General features: G+C 55.1%; 17 protein-coding genes. 6 read left to right on the plus strand and 11 right to left on the minus strand.

What is annotated here, in order from left to right:
- Positions 1-220 precede the first annotated feature (220 nt).
- Entirely contained in the window at positions 221-631 is a 411-nt protein-coding gene (locus tag AC0VXT_RS18565) for a hypothetical protein (protein WP_475546594.1), read from the plus strand.
- 23 nt (positions 632-654) lie between these two features.
- Here the strand turns inward: AC0VXT_RS18565 and AC0VXT_RS18570 are convergent, their stop codons facing one another.
- The 10 genes from AC0VXT_RS18570 to AC0VXT_RS18615 form a co-directional block, all read right to left on the minus strand.
- Complete coding sequence (locus AC0VXT_RS18570; RefSeq protein WP_475546595.1) at positions 655-1,788, minus strand: acyl-CoA dehydrogenase; 1,134 nt, start codon at positions 1,786-1,788, stop codon at positions 655-657.
- 77 nt (positions 1,789-1,865) lie between these two features.
- On the minus strand, positions 1,866-2,483 hold the full coding sequence (locus AC0VXT_RS18575; protein WP_101304721.1) for a carbonic anhydrase: 618 nt from the start codon (positions 2,481-2,483) through the stop codon (positions 1,866-1,868).
- Between the two features lie 106 nt (positions 2,484-2,589).
- Complete coding sequence (locus tag AC0VXT_RS18580; protein ID WP_475546596.1) at positions 2,590-3,777, minus strand: acetyl-CoA C-acyltransferase; 1,188 nt, start codon at positions 3,775-3,777, stop codon at positions 2,590-2,592.
- Between the two features lie 53 nt (positions 3,778-3,830).
- Positions 3,831-5,003 (minus strand): isovaleryl-CoA dehydrogenase, encoded by a 1,173-nt coding sequence (locus tag AC0VXT_RS18585; protein WP_475546597.1) that lies wholly within the window; start codon positions 5,001-5,003, stop codon positions 3,831-3,833.
- 60 nt (positions 5,004-5,063) lie between these two features.
- The gene (locus AC0VXT_RS18590; protein WP_475546598.1) at positions 5,064-5,528 is read right to left on the minus strand and encodes a PaaI family thioesterase; all 465 of its coding nucleotides are present in this window, start codon (positions 5,526-5,528) and stop codon (positions 5,064-5,066) included.
- Between the two features lie 284 nt (positions 5,529-5,812).
- On the minus strand, positions 5,813-7,111 hold the full coding sequence (locus AC0VXT_RS18595; RefSeq protein ID WP_475546599.1) for a TRAP transporter large permease: 1,299 nt from the start codon (positions 7,109-7,111) through the stop codon (positions 5,813-5,815).
- A complete protein-coding gene (locus AC0VXT_RS18600) occupies positions 7,108-7,683 on the minus strand; it encodes a TRAP transporter small permease (protein ID WP_475546600.1) in 576 nt (191 codons plus the stop codon). Before AC0VXT_RS18600 ends, AC0VXT_RS18595 begins: the two co-directional genes overlap by 4 nt.
- Positions 7,684-7,783: 100 nt before the next feature.
- On the minus strand, positions 7,784-8,812 hold the full coding sequence (locus AC0VXT_RS18605; protein ID WP_475546601.1) for a DctP family TRAP transporter solute-binding subunit: 1,029 nt from the start codon (positions 8,810-8,812) through the stop codon (positions 7,784-7,786).
- A gap of 218 nt (positions 8,813-9,030) precedes the next feature.
- A complete protein-coding gene (locus AC0VXT_RS18610) occupies positions 9,031-9,873 on the minus strand; it encodes a substrate-binding periplasmic protein (RefSeq protein ID WP_475546602.1) in 843 nt (280 codons plus the stop codon).
- Between the two features lie 141 nt (positions 9,874-10,014).
- Complete coding sequence (locus tag AC0VXT_RS18615) at positions 10,015-10,917, minus strand: LysR substrate-binding domain-containing protein (protein ID WP_475546603.1); 903 nt, start codon at positions 10,915-10,917, stop codon at positions 10,015-10,017.
- Positions 10,918-11,035: 118 nt separating this feature from the next.
- Between AC0VXT_RS18615 and AC0VXT_RS18620 the strand changes: the two genes are divergently transcribed.
- The 5 genes from AC0VXT_RS18620 (at position 11,036) to AC0VXT_RS18640 (ending at position 16,337) form a co-directional block, all read left to right on the plus strand.
- Positions 11,036-12,202: a trans-sulfuration enzyme family protein gene (locus AC0VXT_RS18620; RefSeq protein WP_475546604.1), complete on the plus strand. Its 1,167-nt coding sequence runs from the start codon at positions 11,036-11,038 to the stop codon at positions 12,200-12,202.
- Positions 12,203-12,266: 64 nt separating this feature from the next.
- Complete coding sequence (locus AC0VXT_RS18625; protein WP_475546605.1) at positions 12,267-13,301, plus strand: amino acid ABC transporter substrate-binding protein; 1,035 nt, start codon at positions 12,267-12,269, stop codon at positions 13,299-13,301.
- 26 nt (positions 13,302-13,327) lie between these two features.
- Positions 13,328-14,461 (plus strand): amino acid ABC transporter permease, encoded by a 1,134-nt coding sequence (locus AC0VXT_RS18630; RefSeq protein ID WP_475546606.1) that lies wholly within the window; start codon positions 13,328-13,330, stop codon positions 14,459-14,461.
- Positions 14,458-15,558 (plus strand): amino acid ABC transporter permease, encoded by a 1,101-nt coding sequence (locus AC0VXT_RS18635; protein ID WP_475546607.1) that lies wholly within the window; start codon positions 14,458-14,460, stop codon positions 15,556-15,558. The genes AC0VXT_RS18630 and AC0VXT_RS18635 overlap by 4 nt, the downstream gene beginning before the upstream one ends.
- The gene (locus AC0VXT_RS18640; RefSeq protein ID WP_475546608.1) at positions 15,555-16,337 is read left to right on the plus strand and encodes an amino acid ABC transporter ATP-binding protein; all 783 of its coding nucleotides are present in this window, start codon (positions 15,555-15,557) and stop codon (positions 16,335-16,337) included. The genes AC0VXT_RS18635 and AC0VXT_RS18640 overlap by 4 nt, the downstream gene beginning before the upstream one ends.
- A 118-nt stretch (positions 16,338-16,455) precedes the next feature.
- Here AC0VXT_RS18640 and AC0VXT_RS18645 read toward each other — a convergent pair whose 3' ends face one another.
- Entirely contained in the window at positions 16,456-18,300 is a 1,845-nt protein-coding gene (locus tag AC0VXT_RS18645) for a DEAD/DEAH box helicase (RefSeq protein ID WP_475546609.1), read from the minus strand.
- Positions 18,301-18,432: the final 132 nt, after the last annotated feature.

Here is an 18,432-nt window from a genome sequence, read left to right on the forward strand (position 1 = left end):
CAACACCCTGATATCACCTGATCTATGCAGATACCCCGGACCGCGATATTCTCGTGATCCGGGGTCTTTTGTTGCGGCATGTGCGCAAGCCTTCGAAAGGCGCATTTTATCTTGCCCGTAGTCCCGCAGGTTGCCGGCCAAACATATGCCTTCCCAAGCTTCAGGATTGAACGCTATGTATCAGCCAAGAACACCGAATTATTGCAAAAGAGATCCGGTGATGCGCTGGAGCTTGCCAGATCGTGTGTTCTTTGCCTGTGGTGCCTGCCACATCCTCGCCCACGCCTTTATCAAGAAATATGACGCGACTTGTGATTTCAGGGCACTTTGGTTTCATCCGACAAATGGCCATCCGGGCAATCACATTGTCGTCGCCCACGATGACTGGGTATTTGATTATCATGGCTACAGCAATCGTGGGGCGTTCATTATCCATAGCAGCCGCCGTGCCAGACAGCGCTGGCCGGATTGGGATGTCGAAATCAAAGAAATTCCGCAAGACGTATTGATTTCCGAACATAAGTCGCGGCAGATTGAGGGACTATGGCTTCGCGAACCCAAACAGTTCCTGCATAACGCCTTGCCGCGTGCGGAGCGCTTCCTAGAACGCTTTGCCCCGCCACCCAGCTAACAATCAGCCGACGCACACCCTCGTCAATCCGCCAACGCGCGTGCAATCACCATCCGCTGAATGTCAGATGTGCCTTCGTAAATCTGACAGACCCGGACGTCGCGGTAAATGCGCTCGACCGGGAAGTCTTTGAGGTATCCATAGCCGCCATGAATCTGAATGGCAGCCGAGCACACTTCCTCGGCGATTTCGGATGCAAACATCTTGGCCATGCAGGCCTCGGTCAGGCACGGTTTATGGTCATCGCGCAGTTCAGCAGCGCGGTGCACCAGCAAACGGGCGGCATCGATCTTGGTGGCCATATCGGCAAGGCGAAACGCCACGGCCTGATGCTCCATGATTTTTTTGCCAAAGGTTTCGCGCTCATTGGCGTAATCGCGCGCGGCCTCAAATGCGGCGCGCGCCATGCCGACCGACTGGGCGGCAATACCAATGCGGCCACCTTCAAGATTGGCCAGCGCGATTTTGTATCCTTGGCCTTCGTCGCCCAGCATGTTTTCCGCAGGCACCCGACATTCGACAAAGGTGATCTGGCAGGTGTCTGATGCGTTCTGACCCAGCTTTTCCTCAACCCGTGACACCACATAACCCGGCGTGTCGGTTGGCACGATAAAGGCCGAGATGCCGCGCTTGCCCGCCGCTGGATCGGTGACGGCAAAGACAATCGCAATATCGCCCTCACTGCCCGATGTGATGAATTGCTTGGACCCGTTGATGATCCAGTGATCACCATCGCGCACCGCACGGGTTCGAAGCGCACTGGCGTCTGATCCGGCTTGCGGTTCGGTCAGGCAAAACGCACCGATCTTTTCACCCTGCGCCATGGGCACCAGGAATTTCTGCTTTTGATCTTCGGTACCAAATTTCAGGATCGGCATGCAGCCGACCGAGTTATGCACCGACATGATCGTGGATGTCGCGCCGTCGCCTGCCGCGATTTCTTCGAGTGCCAAGGCATAGGCGACATGATCCATGCCCGCCCCGCCATACTCATCGGGAACCAGCATGCCGAGAAAGCCAAGCTCGCCCAGACCAGCAATCGCCTCGGCCGGGAAGGTATGATGAGCATCCCATTTGGCGGCATTGGGTTTGAGTTCATTTTCGGCGAACTCGCGCGCGGTATCGCGCACCATGATCTGATGATCTTCTAATCGCATGGTCGTACTTAACCCTTCCATCTTCCCAGTCGGGCGAAGCACCGGCCATGCGATCAGAAAAAAGCATTCAGCCGGGCTTACAGGCCCTGAACAAATTCACCTTTGGCACTGTCATATTGCCAAAGAATGCCTTCTTTCATGCCGTACCACCACCCATGCAGGTGAAGGTCCCCGGCATCAATCCGATCCTTGATGAAAGGAAAGGTCATCAGGTTATCAAGCGAGTTGCAGATCGAATGGCGTGATACCTCATCCACGTCCGGGCCGTGATGCAGGCAGCATTTCGCCATGCTGACCCATTCGCCGATAAAGTCACGTTCGGGCACCTTTCCAGCTTCGCCGTGCTCGACCAGTGCTTCCATCCCGCCGCAGCCGGAATGCCCAAGGATCACGATGTCCTTGACCTTAAGATCGCGGACCGCAAATTCAATCGCCGCCGACGTCCCGTGATAGTTTTCATCGGGCTCATAGGGTGGGACAAGGTTGGCAACGTTACGCACGACAAACATCTCACCCGGCTCGGCATTGGTCAGGATCGCCGGATCAACGCGCGAGTCTGAACAGGCAATCAGGAGCACTTCGGGCTTCTGGCCCATATTGACCAAGTCTTCGACGCGTTCAGGGCGCTGCTCATAATACATCGCCTTGAAGCTTTTAAACCCGGCCAACATCCGGTCAACGGTCGGCTTTGACATCGCGCGAATTCCCCTGTTTTGATCAATCACTCTGCCGACAAAATAGGGGGAATTCGCACAAGTTGGTAGCCCCAAACGCAACTTTTTAGAACGGATTTAATCTGCGTTAAATAAGCTCAATCGCAACGGCGGTGGCTTCCCCCCCACCAATGCACAGCGATGCCACACCTTTGGTCCCGCCACGGGTTTTAAGCGCATGGATCAAAGTCACCAGCAAACGTGCGCCCGTCGCCCCAATCGGATGACCAAGGGCGCAGGCCCCGCCATGAACATTGACCTTGGCATGATCAAGCTCAAGATCACGTATCGCAGCCATGGCCACCACGGCAAACGCCTCGTTGATTTCCCAAAGATCGACATCACTGACCGACCAGCCAGCCTTGGCCAGAACCTTTTTACTTGCATCAATCGGGGCGGTCGTGAACCAGCACGGCTCCTGCGCATGGGTCGCTTGGCCCACGATTTTGACAAGCGGTTTCAACCCGCGCTTTTGGGCTTCGGATGCGCGCATCATGACAAGGGCGGCTGCGCCGTCGGAAATTGATGCCGAATGGGCGGCTGTCACCGTGCCGTCCTTGGCAAAGGCCGGACGCAGGGTCGGGATTTTTTCCGGTTTGGATTTTGGTGGCTGCTCATCGGCATCAATGGTCACATCACCCTTGCGCGTGGCAAAAGTCACCGGGGTGATTTCATCACTAAAATGCCCGGCCTTGGCCGCATCCTGTGCGCGGGTCAGCGATGTGATGGCATAGTCATCCTGCTCTTTGCGGGTAAAGCCATATTTTTCGGCGGTCGCCTCGGCAAAGGTGCCCATCGACCGGCCCTTTTCATAGGCATCTTCAAGCCCGTCCAGCGCCATATGGTCATAAACCATATCATGCCCGTATTTGTGGCCCGGCCGCATTTTGGGCAGCAAAAATGGCGCATTGGTCATGCTTTCCATGCCACCAACAACCATCACATCGGAACTGCCTGCGGCCAGAATATCATAGGCAAACATCACCGCCTTCATGCCCGATCCGCACATTTTATTGATCGTCGTCGCCCCGGCGGCACGCGGAATACCGGCATGCCATGCCGCCTGACGTGCGGGTGCCTGACCCTGACCAGCGGGCAAAACATTGCCCATGATGACCTCGTCAATGTCACCGCCTGTCACACCAGCGCGTTCAAGGGCAGCCTTGATGGCAACACCGCCCAGCTCGGCCGCGGTGACAGTGGCAAAATCACCCTGCAAACCGCCCATCGGGGTGCGGGCACAGGAAACGATAACGATGGGATCAGACGTGTTCATGAGTTTTAACCTGTATCTGTGTTTTGGTCAGATTTGCGCAGAAAACCGGGGATTTAAGCGGTTTCGTTAAACAGTTCGCGGCCAATCAGCATGCGGCGGATTTCACTGGTCCCCGCCCCGATTTCATAAAGCTTCGCATCGCGCAGCAACCGTCCGGTCGGATATTCATTGATATAGCCATTGCCACCCAGCGTCTGGATCGCTTCAAGCGCCATCCATGTGGCTTTTTCCGCGGCATAGAGGATCACGCCCGCGGCATCCTTGCGCGATGTTTCCCCGCGGTCACAGGCCTTTGCGACCTCATAGACATAGGCCCGACAGGCATTCATGGTGGTGTACATGTCGGCCATTTTGCCCTGCATCAGCTGAAACTCGCCAATCGCCTGACCAAACTGTTTGCGTTCATGGATATAGGGCACGACCACATCCATGCAGGCGCGCATGATCCCGGTTGGGCCGGCGGCCAGAACAGCCCGTTCGTAATCAAGGCCACTCATGAGAACGCGCACACCGCCATTGAGCTGACCGAGGATGTTTTCTTCGGGGACTTCGCAATCGACAAACACCAACTCGCAGGTATTTGAGCCGCGCATGCCCAGTTTATCAAGCTTTTGCGCGGTTGAGAAACCCTTGAAACCCTTTTCGATGATGAAGGCCGTGATGCCCTTGGGCCCGGCTTCCAGATCGGTTTTGGCATAGACCACCAAGGTATCGGCATCCGGGCCGTTGGTGATCCACATTTTGTTGCCATTCAGGATATAGCGATCACCTTTTTTCTCGGCGCGGAGCTTCATCGACACCACGTCTGAGCCAGCGCCTGGCTCGCTCATGGCCAGCGCGCCAATATGCTCGCCACTGATCAATTTCGGCAGGTATTTTGCCTTCTGATCGGCGTTCCCGTTGCGTTTGAGCTGATTGACGCACAGGTTGGAATGCGCGCCATATGACAATGCGACGGAGGCTGAGGCGCGGCTGATTTCTTCCATGGCGATGACATGTTCGAGATACCCAAGCCCGGTGCCGCCATCTTCTTCGGAAACCGTCATGCCCAAAAGGCCCAAATCGCCGAATTTGCGCCAGAGATCGTTGGGAAACGCGTTCTTTTCATCGATCTCGGCGGCGCGCGGTGCGATTTCGGCCTCGGCAAAGGCGGAAACGGTTTCGCGGATCGCATTTGCGGTCTCGCCAAGATCAAATTTCAATCCGGGAAATTCGAAAAATGCCATGGTATCTATCCTGCCCTAAGTACGATTTGATTATTCGTTTAAAATGAAGAATGCGCCGAATTAGTCAGTTTCATGCAATAATTCAGGCGGCAGCTTCATCACCTTAAGCGTCTGAAGTGCGGTCGTGCACAACACCGGTTTTTCATTCCTCATACCAAAGATATCGATACGGGTGACAATGATCGACCGACCGCGTGAAACAACTTCGCCCACGGCACGTAATTGCGGACCCAAACCCGGTGCAACGATGTTGAGTTTATATTCAATCGTCAACATCCCCTGATCGGCCTCCACCAGACTCCATCCGGCAAAACCCCCGGCGATATCGGCCAGACCGGCGATGAGCCCGCCGTGGAAAAAGCCATTGTGCTGCACCAGATCAGGACGGGTTGGCACGACAACCTCAACCCGGCCCGGTTTGACGTCGGTGATTTTCGCACCAATCGACAGATTGTAGGGCTGCTGGGCAAAACGATAGCGGACTTCTGCATCGTAATTGGGGTTTTGCGGTTCAAACTGTGCCATTCGCGATCCTGATGATAAAGCGGTGCACATTTTTAAGCGCACCGGGATATGACGCCACCCTGTTGTAGTTAACGTTTACGTTAACGTCAAATCAAATCCGCATCGGGATGCCGATTTATCTATCACAGACCACCCCCCGCCATTTGAGTCGATGCCGCCACCCAAACCGTCCCCAGAAACACCAATGGCGCGTCAAGGACGCGCCATTGTGGCATAGGTGATCTTGATCGATATTCGGTCGTTAAAGCTTTTTGTCTTTATGACGCGCTTTAAAGCGCGTGGCCTTAGACCTGATAGCCGAGCATTTCCGGCAACCATGTCACCAGTTGCGGGAAGACAATGATCAGTGTCATCGCAAGCGCCATGGAAAAGACCAGATACAGCGTCCATGGAATGGTGCGTTCCAGCGGAATACCGGCAATGCGTGAGGTCACCATCAGGTTGACAGCAACCGGCGGGGTGAATTGGCCGATGGCAATATTCATCGCCATGACAACCCCGAACCAGACCGGGCTCCAGTCAAACGCGGTCATGATCGGCATCAGAAGCGGCAAGGTAATCAGATAGATCGAAATCCCGTCGAGCACCATGCCCGCCAGCAACAGGAAGACCATGATCAGCGCCAGCACGACATGCTCGTTATCTGACAGCCCCAGCAATGCCTTTGCCGCCATATCAAAGGTGCCCAGCGTCGCCCCGGCCCAGGCAAAAATACCCGCCAGTGTCATGATCAGCATGATCACGCCCGAGGTCACGGCCGAGTCCACAAACAACTGATACAGATCGCGCACCCGCATGCTGCGATAGACAAACAGACCAATGATCAAACCATAGGTCACGGTCACAACGGCGGCCTCTGTCGGGGTGAACAACCCGGTGCGCAAACCGCCCAAGACAATCACCGGCGCAAACAATGCCGGAATGGCGCGGATGAATGTCGGGCCAAGTGGCAGACGCTTGGTATCTTCGGCGACACCGAAATCATGTTTGCGCGACAGCAAAAGGGCCGGAATGATGATCGCAACACCGGCCAGAATGCCCGGAATAATCCCCCCGGCAAACAAGGCACGGAGGTCCGTCCCCGGCACAATCAGGGAATAGACAATCAGTGCGACCGAGGGCGGGATCAAAATGGCGGTTGATGCCCCCGCCGCAATCACACTGGCGGAGAATTCACGCGGGTAGCCTGAGCGCATCATCGACGGGATCATGACCATGGCAACGGCGGCCGCATCCGCCGGACCCGACCCCGACATGCCGCCCATCATCATACAAACCAGAACGGCAACCACGGCCAGACCACCACGACGTGGGCCGACAATCGCACTGGCAAAATCGACCAGACTTTTGGCAACGCCAGATCGTTCAAAGATCATGCCGGTCAGAATAAACAGCGGGATCGCAATCAACGGGTATTTGGCAATCCCGTTATAGGTATTGGTGCCGACGGTCGCCAGAGCATAGACATCCAGACCAAAATAAATCCCCACCACCCCGGCAAATCCAAGCGAAACCGCGATGGGCGTGCCAATGATCAGCAGAACAACAAAGACGGCGAGCAAGGCAAAACTGGCGGTCATCATGATACATCATCCTTGTGCATGGATGATTTTTTTGCCCGCGCCAGACGCCAACTGCGCCCGACAACCCGGACCAGAATGATTGTCACAATCAGGGGCAACCAGATCGAATAGATCCAGCTTGGATAGCCAAGACCGGCGGATATTTCGTCATACTGATATTCGTCAAACGTGAATAATGCGCCGTAATAAACGATCATTGAAAACAGCAACGTCGTCACAGCCAGTGTCATGAGTTCGGCCACACTGCGGACAGGCCGGGGAAACCGTTCAAGGAAAAAGGTAATCCGGATATGTTCGTTGCGCGCAAAGGCAATTGAGGCGCCAAGCAACGTCATGACCACCAGCAGAAAAACGGAAAATTCCTCGGTAAAGGCAAAAGAGGCGTCGGTCATATAACGGACCACCACATTGGCAAGACTGATCAGGCAAATTAACGCCATCGCCAAGGCCGCCAAGGCTTCCTCAATTTTAATGCTTTTGCCCGGCCCACCGGCATCGGGTCCATTCCCCGAACCATCTTGAGCAGATGGTTTGGCCGGGAAATCAATCGGAATTCCGTCTTGATCCGCCACGGTGGGACCTTTCAAACAATCAGGTATCTATAGAGGAAAAGGCGCCATACCCGGCCAACGTAAGTGGGCGATGTATGGCGCCTGCTTTTTGTGCCCGGATTTACTGGGCCCGATTGGCAATCGATTCTTCGGCGAGATCGACCAGATCGGCACCAATACGGTCTTTCCATTTGCCGTAAACTTCACGGGTGGCATCGACAAATTTCTGACGCTGTTCATCGGTGAGTTCAGTGAACTGTGCACCGCGCGCCTCAAGAGCCTTGATCAGGGACTGATCATCGGCAGTGGTGCCTTTGCGGGCCAGCTCAATGCCATAGGCACCGGCATCAACAGCAGCCTGTTTGAGGATCGCCTGATCTTCGGGGGTGAAGTTTTCCCAAACCCGTTCGTTCGAGGCAAAGATCAAAGGATCAGCAACATAATGCCACTGCGTAACATAGGTCTGACCCACCGTTTCGATTTTTGCGACATCGTAAACCGTCAGCGGGTTTTCCTGCCCATCAACTGCACCGGTGGTCAGGGCCGGTTTTGCATCTGCCCAGCTCATCTGGGTCGGATTGGCACCAAGGGCGGTAAAGGTATCATTATAGAGCGGAGACCCAACAACACGCATTTTCAGACCTTCGAGATCTGCCGGTTCGGTGATCGGGCGTTTTGAGTTGGACACCTCGCGGAAGCCATTTTCCGACCATGCAATCGGCATGATGCCCTTATCTTCAATCGCCTCGAAAATCTTTGTGCCCACCGGCCCCTGGGTCAGGGCATCCATGGCGGCGTAATCAGGCATCAGGAACGGCAAGGAAAACAGGTTGAGTTCCTTGACCTGTGGGGACCAGTTGATGGTCGAGCCCACAGCCATGTCGATGATGCCCTGACGCATCGCGGTGAATTCCTTGGTCTGATCCCCAGAAACCAGTTGCGCGTTCGGGTAGACTTTCAGATTGATGCGGCCATCAGAGCGCTCGGCAACCAGTTCGGCCCATTTTTGCGCGGCTTCCCCCCACGGGAACGGCTGACCCAGAACGGTCGAAACTTTGTATTCGGCTTTGTAGTCACTGGCATAAGCCGTCATCGAAAGCGACAAGGCTGCGCCAAAGCTAAGGGCTGCCACTAATTTTGTGAGATTCATAATAAGTTTCCTCGCTAAACATTTTGTTTGCTTATGAAATTAAGTTTCCTTGGGTGCCGAACTTAGTATGACTTATGTCGCCAAAACAACACAAAATGGGCGGAATATTGCGCCATCCACGCGCAAAACAACCCATAGACTATATATGACAAACCACCAATCACACACAGGTTGCGATCATGGGTGGTGCCTATTTGGAAACGTTTGTGCAGGAGGAATTAATTGGTGCTCGATCCCCAGCGGGCGATGTTGGCATCAACCATTTCGGCCATGACATCATCGGACACCAGCTTAAACAATGCCTGCGCAATCTTGCCGCGCAGCTTGCCGGTGTTGCAGTCGGATTGATGTGACATGGTCAGATAGAGGTTTTCGGCACTGACCGGCACGGAATAGGTTCGGATGTCTGTAACTTTCTCGCGCGCGGCAACGGCCTTGGCGGGGAATTCTTCGTAAATCAGATATTCCGCCCGATCAAGGGCAAGCATCTGCAAGCCCTGCTCAAGCGTTGGCACTTCACGGATGCTAAGGTTTTCGGCCGCATAGGCGTCAAAACGCTGACCAAAACTGTTGTCAATGACAGTCAGCCCTTCGAGCCCGATCAAATCGGACCATTCGAGATATTTCAGATCAAGGTTATCGCGTGTCCAGATGACGGTGCGCGTGCCCTGAAAGGCCGGATAGAAATAATCCATATAGTCCATCCGCGGCACGGTTAGAAACGCACCGGCAATCAGATCAATCGATCCTTCGCGCATGGATTGCTGAACCCGCCCCCAACTGCCTGCGTGGATCACGTCGATCCCAACACCGGCAAGTTCGCCGACGCGTTTGACTATGTCTGCGGCCGCACCAAGAAGATGCGTGCCGTCCTCGGATTGCCAGAGATAGGGCGGATAATCCGGATTTCCCGATGCGACAAGATGCGTGCAGTCGCGGCTGCCATCTGCGTTTACAACAAAATGTCCGGACACATCCTGCGCCTGTGCCTGTCCCTGTGGGGCGGCTGAAAACAACGCCCCGGCCACCACTGCACTTAAAACTGTGATCGCCCATTTCATCGGAAACAAACTCCCTGCCCAGTCACCATCGAAAATATAGTCTGTCTGTTTATGTGGGATGACGCTACGGATAATTCACCCTTACGGATAGGCCGAAGTTTAATTTTTATGATCGCAGCCATCGCAGGCAGGCCTAAAATGTCAGACTTGCTGCAAAGTGGGTCGGGAATTTCGCGCTTCATACAGCTTGGCAACGAAGGCACGGATGAGTTGGGTTTTCTGCGTATCGGGACGAAAAAGCAGGTATTCTTTGAAGAGAACCTCCGGCACGAAGGGACGCAGAACCAGCCCCCGATCCGGAAAGCCGTATGCCGCCATCGGGTTAACCAGGCCGACACCGACACCTTCAAGTGCAAGAGCGCAAACGGTGGCGGAGTTCGGGGTTTCTGTGACGGGTTTCAAAGTTACATTGACCTCTTCACAGATGGCATGCAGGCGCAAACGTGCGCGATCTTCCGGCGACAGGCCGATATAGTCGGTGGCGGCAAGATCGGCTGGTTCGATCACCTTTTTGTGCGACAACGGGTGGCCTGGCGGAATGGCGCAAAGGCCTGGCACGCTTGCGAAGAGCTGATGCTCGACGCCAGAAAGGTCAATTTCATCCGCGGCGATGCCCAGATCGTACTCGCCGTCAGCGATATGATTGCGGATGGCAGAGGAAGACATGATGTTGAGCGTAAGGCTGGCGTTAGGATAGGCATCGCGGAACAGTTTTACGGCCCGCGGCAACAGGGTTGAGCCAAGAGCTGCCAGACAGGCAATGCGGATGTTACCTGAACCAAAATCGCGAATACGTGCAGCAGATGCCCGGATGCGGTCGAGCCCGATAAAGCTGGCATCGACGTCACGATAAAATGACTGTCCTTCCGGGGTAACAACAAGCCGCCCTTTTATCCGCTCGAACAGGGCAAAGCCGACACCATTTTCCAGTTCGCTGATACTGCGGCTGACGGCGGGCTGGGTAATCCCGAGTAATTCTGCGGCGCGTGACACGGTACCGCTGCGCATGACGGTGCGAAAAGCTTCGATCTGCCGGAAGTTCATCAGAGTTTCCTGCCTTCAATCCTATAAGGTTTAGGCATAGACTAAGCCAATATCGTCAATTGTTGTACTGGATTTCTAGTGATCTAATCGGTTCATCAAACGAAACCGAGGAGTTTTCATGCGAGATCAGACGCTGTGTGTCCGTCACCCGGACGTTTCACACGAAGGCTTTGCCAGCCTTGGAACGCCTACCTATCGGGCATCTACGATTGTTTTTCCCGATGCACAATCATATGCAGACCGTAAACATCGGGGACCGGATGGTTATTCCTATGGCCTGCATGGCACCCCGACCAGCCGAACCCTCGAAGCGGCCCTGACCGGGCTTGAGGGCGGGGTTCGCACTGTCTTGCTGCCTTCGGGACAAGCCGCGATTGCGGTTATTTTTCTAACTGTTTTGCAACCGGGTGATACGGTTCTTATCCCCGATACGGCTTATCCTCCGGTCCGTGGTTTTTGCGAGAACTTTCTTGCACCCCGAGGTGTTGATTTCAGAATTTATGATCCATTGATCGGTGACGGCATTGCCGAACTGATTGACGATACGGTCAAACTGGTCTGGACCGAATCTCCCGGCTCTACCACCATGGAAATTCAGGATATTCCGGCAATCGTTAAAGCAGCACATGCGCGCGGGGCCTTGGTTGGATGTGACAATACCTGGGCAACGCCGGTTTATTTCAAGCCGCTTAAGCACGGTGTTGATTTCTCGATGGAAGCCCTGACGAAATATGTCAACGGACACTCGGACTTGTTGATGGGATCTGTAAGTGTTGCGGATCTCCCGCTTCATCGTCGCCTCAAGGATACCATGCGGATGATGGGGTTCGGGGTTTCACCTGACGACTGTTCGCTTGTTTTGCGCGGGCTTGAAACCATGGCAATCCGACTGCGCCATGCGTCGGCCATTGCGCTGGATTTCGCGCAGCGAATGGAAGCACGTTTGCCTGCCGGAAGGGTTCTTCATCCCGGTTTGCCGACGGCCGAGGGCCACGATCTGTGGTGTCGGGACTTTACCGGATCAAGCGGTGTATTCAGCGTCATTGTACCGCCACATGCTGAAACCGTTCTTCCGGAACTGCTGACGGCGGCAAAGGTGTTTTCCATCGGCGCGTCATGGGGCGGGACACACAGCCTGCTTGCACCGATGTCGGTTGCCGGTTTGCGGCAATTCGGTCGTCCGGAATACGAGCAAACCATCCTGCGTATCAGTATTGGCCTGGAAGACCCCGAAGATCTATGGGGCGATCTGGAGCCGATCATCGCGGCATTTGCAGAAAAATAATAACCGCTACCTGCGGAGGAAACCTGCACTCAACGCTCAATCAATCAAAATCAGGGAAAAGCTTATGTTTAAAACACAATGGGTTCGTGCCTTCACGTTCGGGACATCTCTTGTCGTCGCGGCAGGAATTTGCGGGGCTGCGCATGCACAGTCGGTGTTTCAGGCGGTCAAAGACCGGGGACATGTGATCTGCGGTGCCAGTCAGGGGACGGTCGGTTTCGGGGCTCCGGACGATAACGGCTATTGGCGCGGACTGGATATCGAAACCTGTCGCGCCGTTGCTGCCGCCGTTTTTGGTGACAAGGACAAGGTGGAATTCGTCCCGTTAAGTGGTCAGCAGCGTATTCCGGCATTGCTTTCCGGGGAAATCGATCTGTTGCCGCGTACCGTTACATGGACGCTGCGACGCGATGCAAATGGCATTAATTTCACGACCCCGAACTACTATGAGTTCACCGGCTTCATGGTGCCCAAAGCCTTGGGTGTCAGCAAAGTCGAGGACATGAAAGGAGCATCGGTTTGCGTTCAGACAGGATCGACCACCGAAGTTGTGGTCAATGATGTTTCGACCAAACTGTCGCTTGATCTGCAGACCGTCATTTTTGACAATGTTGCGGCGACCCGTCAGGCGTTTTTCTCGGGCCGTTGTGATGCGCTGATTACGGATGCTGCCGCACTGGCCTCGGTCCGTGCAACCCAGGCAACCAATCCGGACGATTACATCATTTTCCCGGCGACCAAATATATGGATGCGCTGACCCCGGCCGTGCGTCAGGGGGACGACCAGTGGTTCGATATTGTCAAATGGTCGATACAGGCAATGCTGGCCGGGGAAATGTACGGTGTGACCCAAAGCAATGTTGATGAAATGCTGGGCTCGTCGGAGCCGCGTATCAAGCGTTTTCTCGGTGTTGAGGCCGGCAATGGTGCGGCTTTGGGACTGGACGAGAAATTTGCCTACAACATCATCAAGCAGATCGGCAACTACGCCGAGGTCTTTGACCGGAACTTGGGTAAAGACAGTCCGCTCAAGATTGAGCGCGGTCCCAATCGGTTGTTCTCGGATGGTGGTCTCATGTTCCCGCTGGTGTTCCAGTAAGTTTTCGATGTGAAATGAGGCATTCCATGTTCACGGCCATTTGGGACAATGAAAAGTTCAGAAGCGTCTTTATACAGATGCTGTTGCTGGGCTTGTTTGTCGGCCTGATATGGTGGTTGGCCGGGAACGCGGTAAGCAACCTTGTTGCACGTGGCATCCCGGTTGGGTTCGGCTTTTTGTCGAACCCGGCCAACTTCCCGATATCAGAAAGTATTCTGGACTATGACGGGCAAGACAGTTTCCTTTGGGCCTATGTCGTCGGCCTTTCGAACACAGTTCTGATTGCGGTTCTGACAATTGTTGCCGCGACGATTGCGGGTCTGTTTGTCGGACTGGCGCGTCGGTCTTCCCATCCGGTACTTCGCCGGGTTGCCGATGTCTACGTCAATACCGTGCGGAACATGCCGCTCGTTGTGCAACTTCTGTTTTGGTACGTTCTTGGGACGACATCCCTGCCACGCGCACGAGAAGCACTGGAGCCACTCAGCGGGGTTTTCATCAGCGTCAGAGGGATCTTTCTGCCCGGGCTGACATTTTCCGGGCCTGTCGTATGGGTTCTTATTCTCGTTGCTTGCGTGCTGATCGCTTTTGCCGTGTTTCGCCGTGTTTTCTTTGCGAGCCGACGGCATGCTGCGATATCTGTTGGCGGTTTCATCGTTTTTGCGGGGACCGTTTGGCAGATAGCCGGGGTGACCATGAACGTTGAAATTCCGAGGCTGGAGGGGTTCAATTTTACCGGTGGTCTCAGACTTTCGGTCGAACTGGTTTCGCTTCTGATCGGCATGACAATTTACACTGCGGCCTATATCGGGGAAATCATTCGCGGCGGCATTGATGCGGTTGACCGGGGTCAGTGGGAAGCCGCCCGTTCGCTGGGACTGAGTGAAAAGCAGGTCCTGATGCATATTATCCTTCCCCAGGCGCTGCGCATCATCATTCCGCCCCTGACAACGCAATATATCTCGACGGTCAAGAACACCACACTCGCACTCGCCGTTGGCTATCCCGAACTCAGCCTTGTGGTCGGAACGGTCATAAACCAGACAGGTCAGGCGATTGAAAGCATTCTGATCCTTCTTGGCTCATTCCTGCTGCTCAATCTGTTGGTGTCGAGTTTCATGAATTGGTGCAACAAAAAGGTGGCGTTGGTACAGCGATGAAAAATGCACCCTCAACTGCAGATGCCGGATCGTTGAGCGAGATGCGCCTGCGACCGGAAACGCCCAAAAACTCGTTCTGGCAGGCGTTGTTCGGAGATTTGTTCAGCACGTGCCTGACATTTGCCACCCTGTTGTTCCTTTGGCAGATGCTGCCCTTTGTGCAATGGGGCCTCCTTGACGCCGTCTGGAGCACAGATAACCCGACTGTTTGCCGCGAGGCAGGTGCCTGTTGGGCTTTCATCGGTGCTAAACTGCGCTTTATCCTGTTTGGTGTTTATCCACCTGACGAGCATTGGCGCCCGATGACCGTGATCGGCATTCTGCTGGTCTCCGTTTTGTGCAGCCTGTCGCCGCGCATGTGGGGCAAAGCGCTTCTGATGTTCTGGGGGGTTGCGATTGCCGCAATGCTTGCCCTGATGTGGGGCGGGTTTGCCGGGCTGGCATTCGTGTCAACCTCAAGCTGGAGCGGTCTTCCTGTTACCCTGCTTCTTGCGCTGCTGTCGCTCGGGCTTGGTTTCCCGATTGCCGTGCTGATGGCACTGGGCAGACGGTCTCGTCAACCAGTGTCACGGCTTCTGTCCATTCTTACGATTGAACTGGTCCGGGGAATGCCGTTGGTCGGGATGCTGTTTGTTGCATCCATCTTGCTTCCGATTTTGCTGCCGCCGGGTTGGAGCATTGACAAGCTTGGACGCACACTTGCCGCGTTGACGATTTTTGCTGCGGCCTATCTTGCCGAAGTCATCCGGGGTGGTCTGCAAGGGGTGGATGCGGGCCAGGAAGAGGCCGGGCTTGCACTTGGCATTCCGCGTTGGCGGATTGTCTGGAACATCGTTCTTCCGCAAGCGATTGAAAAAGTGATCCCGCCGCTTACCAATACGGCAATCGTGATGGTCAAGAATACCAGCCTTGTGATGATTGTCGGCGTATTTGACATGCTCAATGCCGGTCGCTCTGCTGCGACGGACCCCAACTGGCCGGGACCATATATGGAAACCTACCTGTTTGTTGCAGCGGTCTATTTCCTGATCTGTTTTGGCATTTCACGCTATGCGATGTGGCTGGAGCAGGGCGTACGTAAAAAGGATTACCGATGAACCATTTTGTTTCGAACTCCGAGCTTGTCGGGGCACAGAACGGCGACACACGTGCCGTGGAAATTTCCAGCCTGAACAAATGGTATGGTGCTTATCATGCGCTTCGGGATATCAATCTTGGCGTGCAGGAAGGCGAAAAAGTCGTGATTTGCGGGCCGTCCGGGTCAGGAAAATCGACTTTGATACGCTGTATCAACAGGCTGGAAGAACATCAAAGTGGATCGATCAGCGTTAATGGGACGAGTCTGGATGACAGTCTGAGCAACATTCGGGCTGTTCGTTGCGATGTCGGGATGGTCTTCCAGCATTTCAATCTGTTCCCGCATCTGTCGGTTCTGGAAAATTGCGTGCGGCCGCAAATCTATGCCCGTGGAACCTCGCGCCGGGACGCCGAGGAAATTGCCCGGGCGTTTCTTAAACGCGTTCGTATTCCCGAACAGGCTGATAAATTTCCCGGGCAGCTTTCAGGCGGTCAACAGCAACGTGTGGCGATTGCCCGTACCCTCTGCATGAAGCCGAAAATTCTGCTGTTTGACGAACCAACATCGGCACTGGATCCCGAGATGGTTAAGGAAGTGCTCGAGACCATGGTTGGCCTTGCCCAAGACGGAACAACGATGCTGGTGGTGACACATGAGATGGGGTTTGCCCGACAGGTTGCCGATCGGGTGATTTTTATGGATCAGGGACAGATTGTGGAAGAAGCCGATCCGGACAGTTTCTTTGATACTCCAGAGAATGAACGTACCAAGGCGTTTCTCGATCAGATCGTTCATTGATATCGATGGCCACTAGCCTCAGGACACCAAACACGAAAAGGGCCGGCTGTTTCCAGCCGGCCCTTTGGTATCTTTTGTCCGTCTTTATAGGGGGATATCCCGCCTATAAGATGTCAGCTTAGGCTGAACGACGTTTCATGCCCTGGTTGCCACCGCGACCTTCGCTGCGGCCTTCGCTGCGACCACCTTCGGCACGGCGCGGACGATCATTGAAATCACGGCGTGCGCCGCCATCACCGCGGGCACCGTCACGACCGGCACCATCACGATTGCGGAAGTTCGCAGCGCGTTCAGCACGCGGCTTGTCCGCACCGCGGCGTTCGCCACCCTCACGACCTGCACCATCACGACCGGCACCTTCGCCACGCGGGCGGAAGTTGCCACCGCGACCGGCACTGCGGTCTTCACGGTCACCGCGCGGGGCACGGTCATCATTGTCGAAACGCGGTTTGCGATCAGCGCGGAAGTCACCGCCATCACGGCGCGGACGATCAGAGAAATCACGACGTGCGCCATCGCGGGCACCGTCACGGCCCCCATCGCGTGCACCATCACGACCACCGAAACCACGTGCTGCGCGTTCACCCTGAACACCATCACGGGCACCGTCACGACCGCCGCCGAAGCTGCGACCACGACCGGCATCACGACCGCCATCACGGGCAGCACCATCACGACCACCGCCGAAACCGCCGCGACCGCGACCGGCATCACGACCACCGCCGAAGCCACCACGACCACGACCAGCATCACGACCGCCGCCAAAGCCACCACGACCACGACCGCCATCACGACCACCGCCGCCGCCAGCCGAACGGGCCGGAGGAGCTGCATGGAATTCGTGATTTTCGTCGATGGCAATGTCCTGTTTGATCAGGCGTTCAATGTTGCGGAGCAAGCGAATGTCACGCGGTTCACAGAACGCAATGGCAATCCCTTCGGCACTGCCACGACCGGTACGACCGATACGGTGAACATAGCTGTCCGCATCTTGCGGCAGGTCATAGTTCACAACGTGGGTAATACCCGGAACGTCAATACCACGGGCCGCAACATCGGTTGCGATCAGAACCGGGAACTGGCCATTGCGGAAATTGCGCAGGATTTTCTGACGGATGCGCTGCTGTTTGTCGCCATGGATGGCATCGCTATCAATGCCTTCATCGCGCAGCTGGAACGACAGTTCGTCAGCGTCTGCCTTGGTTTTGGTGAAGACCAGAACGCGTTCGGTTTCATCACGTTTAAGGATCTGAACCAGAAGCTTGGTTTTGTCGTGACGTTTCACGAACATACCAATCTGGGTCACACGTTCGGTGACACTTGCCTGCGGTGAGGTTTCAACCTTGACCGGATCGCGCAGAAGGCGGTCGGTCAGATGTTTGACTTCTGCTGGCATGGTTGCCGAGAACATCACGGTCTGATGTTTGTGCGGCAACTGCTGCGCAACAGTCAGAACATCTTCGGAGAAGCCCATGTCGAGCATACGGTCGGCTTCATCAAGGATGAAGACTTCGACGTCGTCAAAACGGATCGTATTACGCGACATGTGATCAAGCAGACGACCCGGGGTCGCAACCAGGATATCAACGCCACGGCGCAGTTCCTGAATCTGCGGACCCATCGGGGAACCACCGAAAACAACAGATGAGAAAAGGCGGATGCCTTTTTTGAAATCACGCAGGCACTGGCCGATCTGGGTCGCCAGTTCACGGGTCGGCGCAAGGATAACTGCGCGCGGCTGGCCCGGTTTTGGACGCTGCGGATTTTCAGCAAGACGCTGCAGCAACGGAAGGCAGAACGCAGCGGTTTTACCGCCACCCGTATGGGAAATACCCATAAGGTCGTGCCCTTCGAGAAGTGCCGGGATCGTAGCAGCCTGAATTTCAGTCGGTGCGGTGAAACCGGAAGCTTCAACATTGCGCAGCAGGGGCTCGATAAGCTTGAGCCCTTCAAAATTAGTCATAAAGGAAAGTCCTTACGTTATCCGGTGGCGACATGTTAACGCCAATGACGCCTGCTCATAAGCAGTCAAGACCGGTAACGCGGCAAAGAAGCCACTGCGTCGGACCCTGCAAGAGAGGCAAATGATGTGAGG

It is taken from the genome of Thalassospira sp. Z349TD_5, assembly GCF_056173045.1.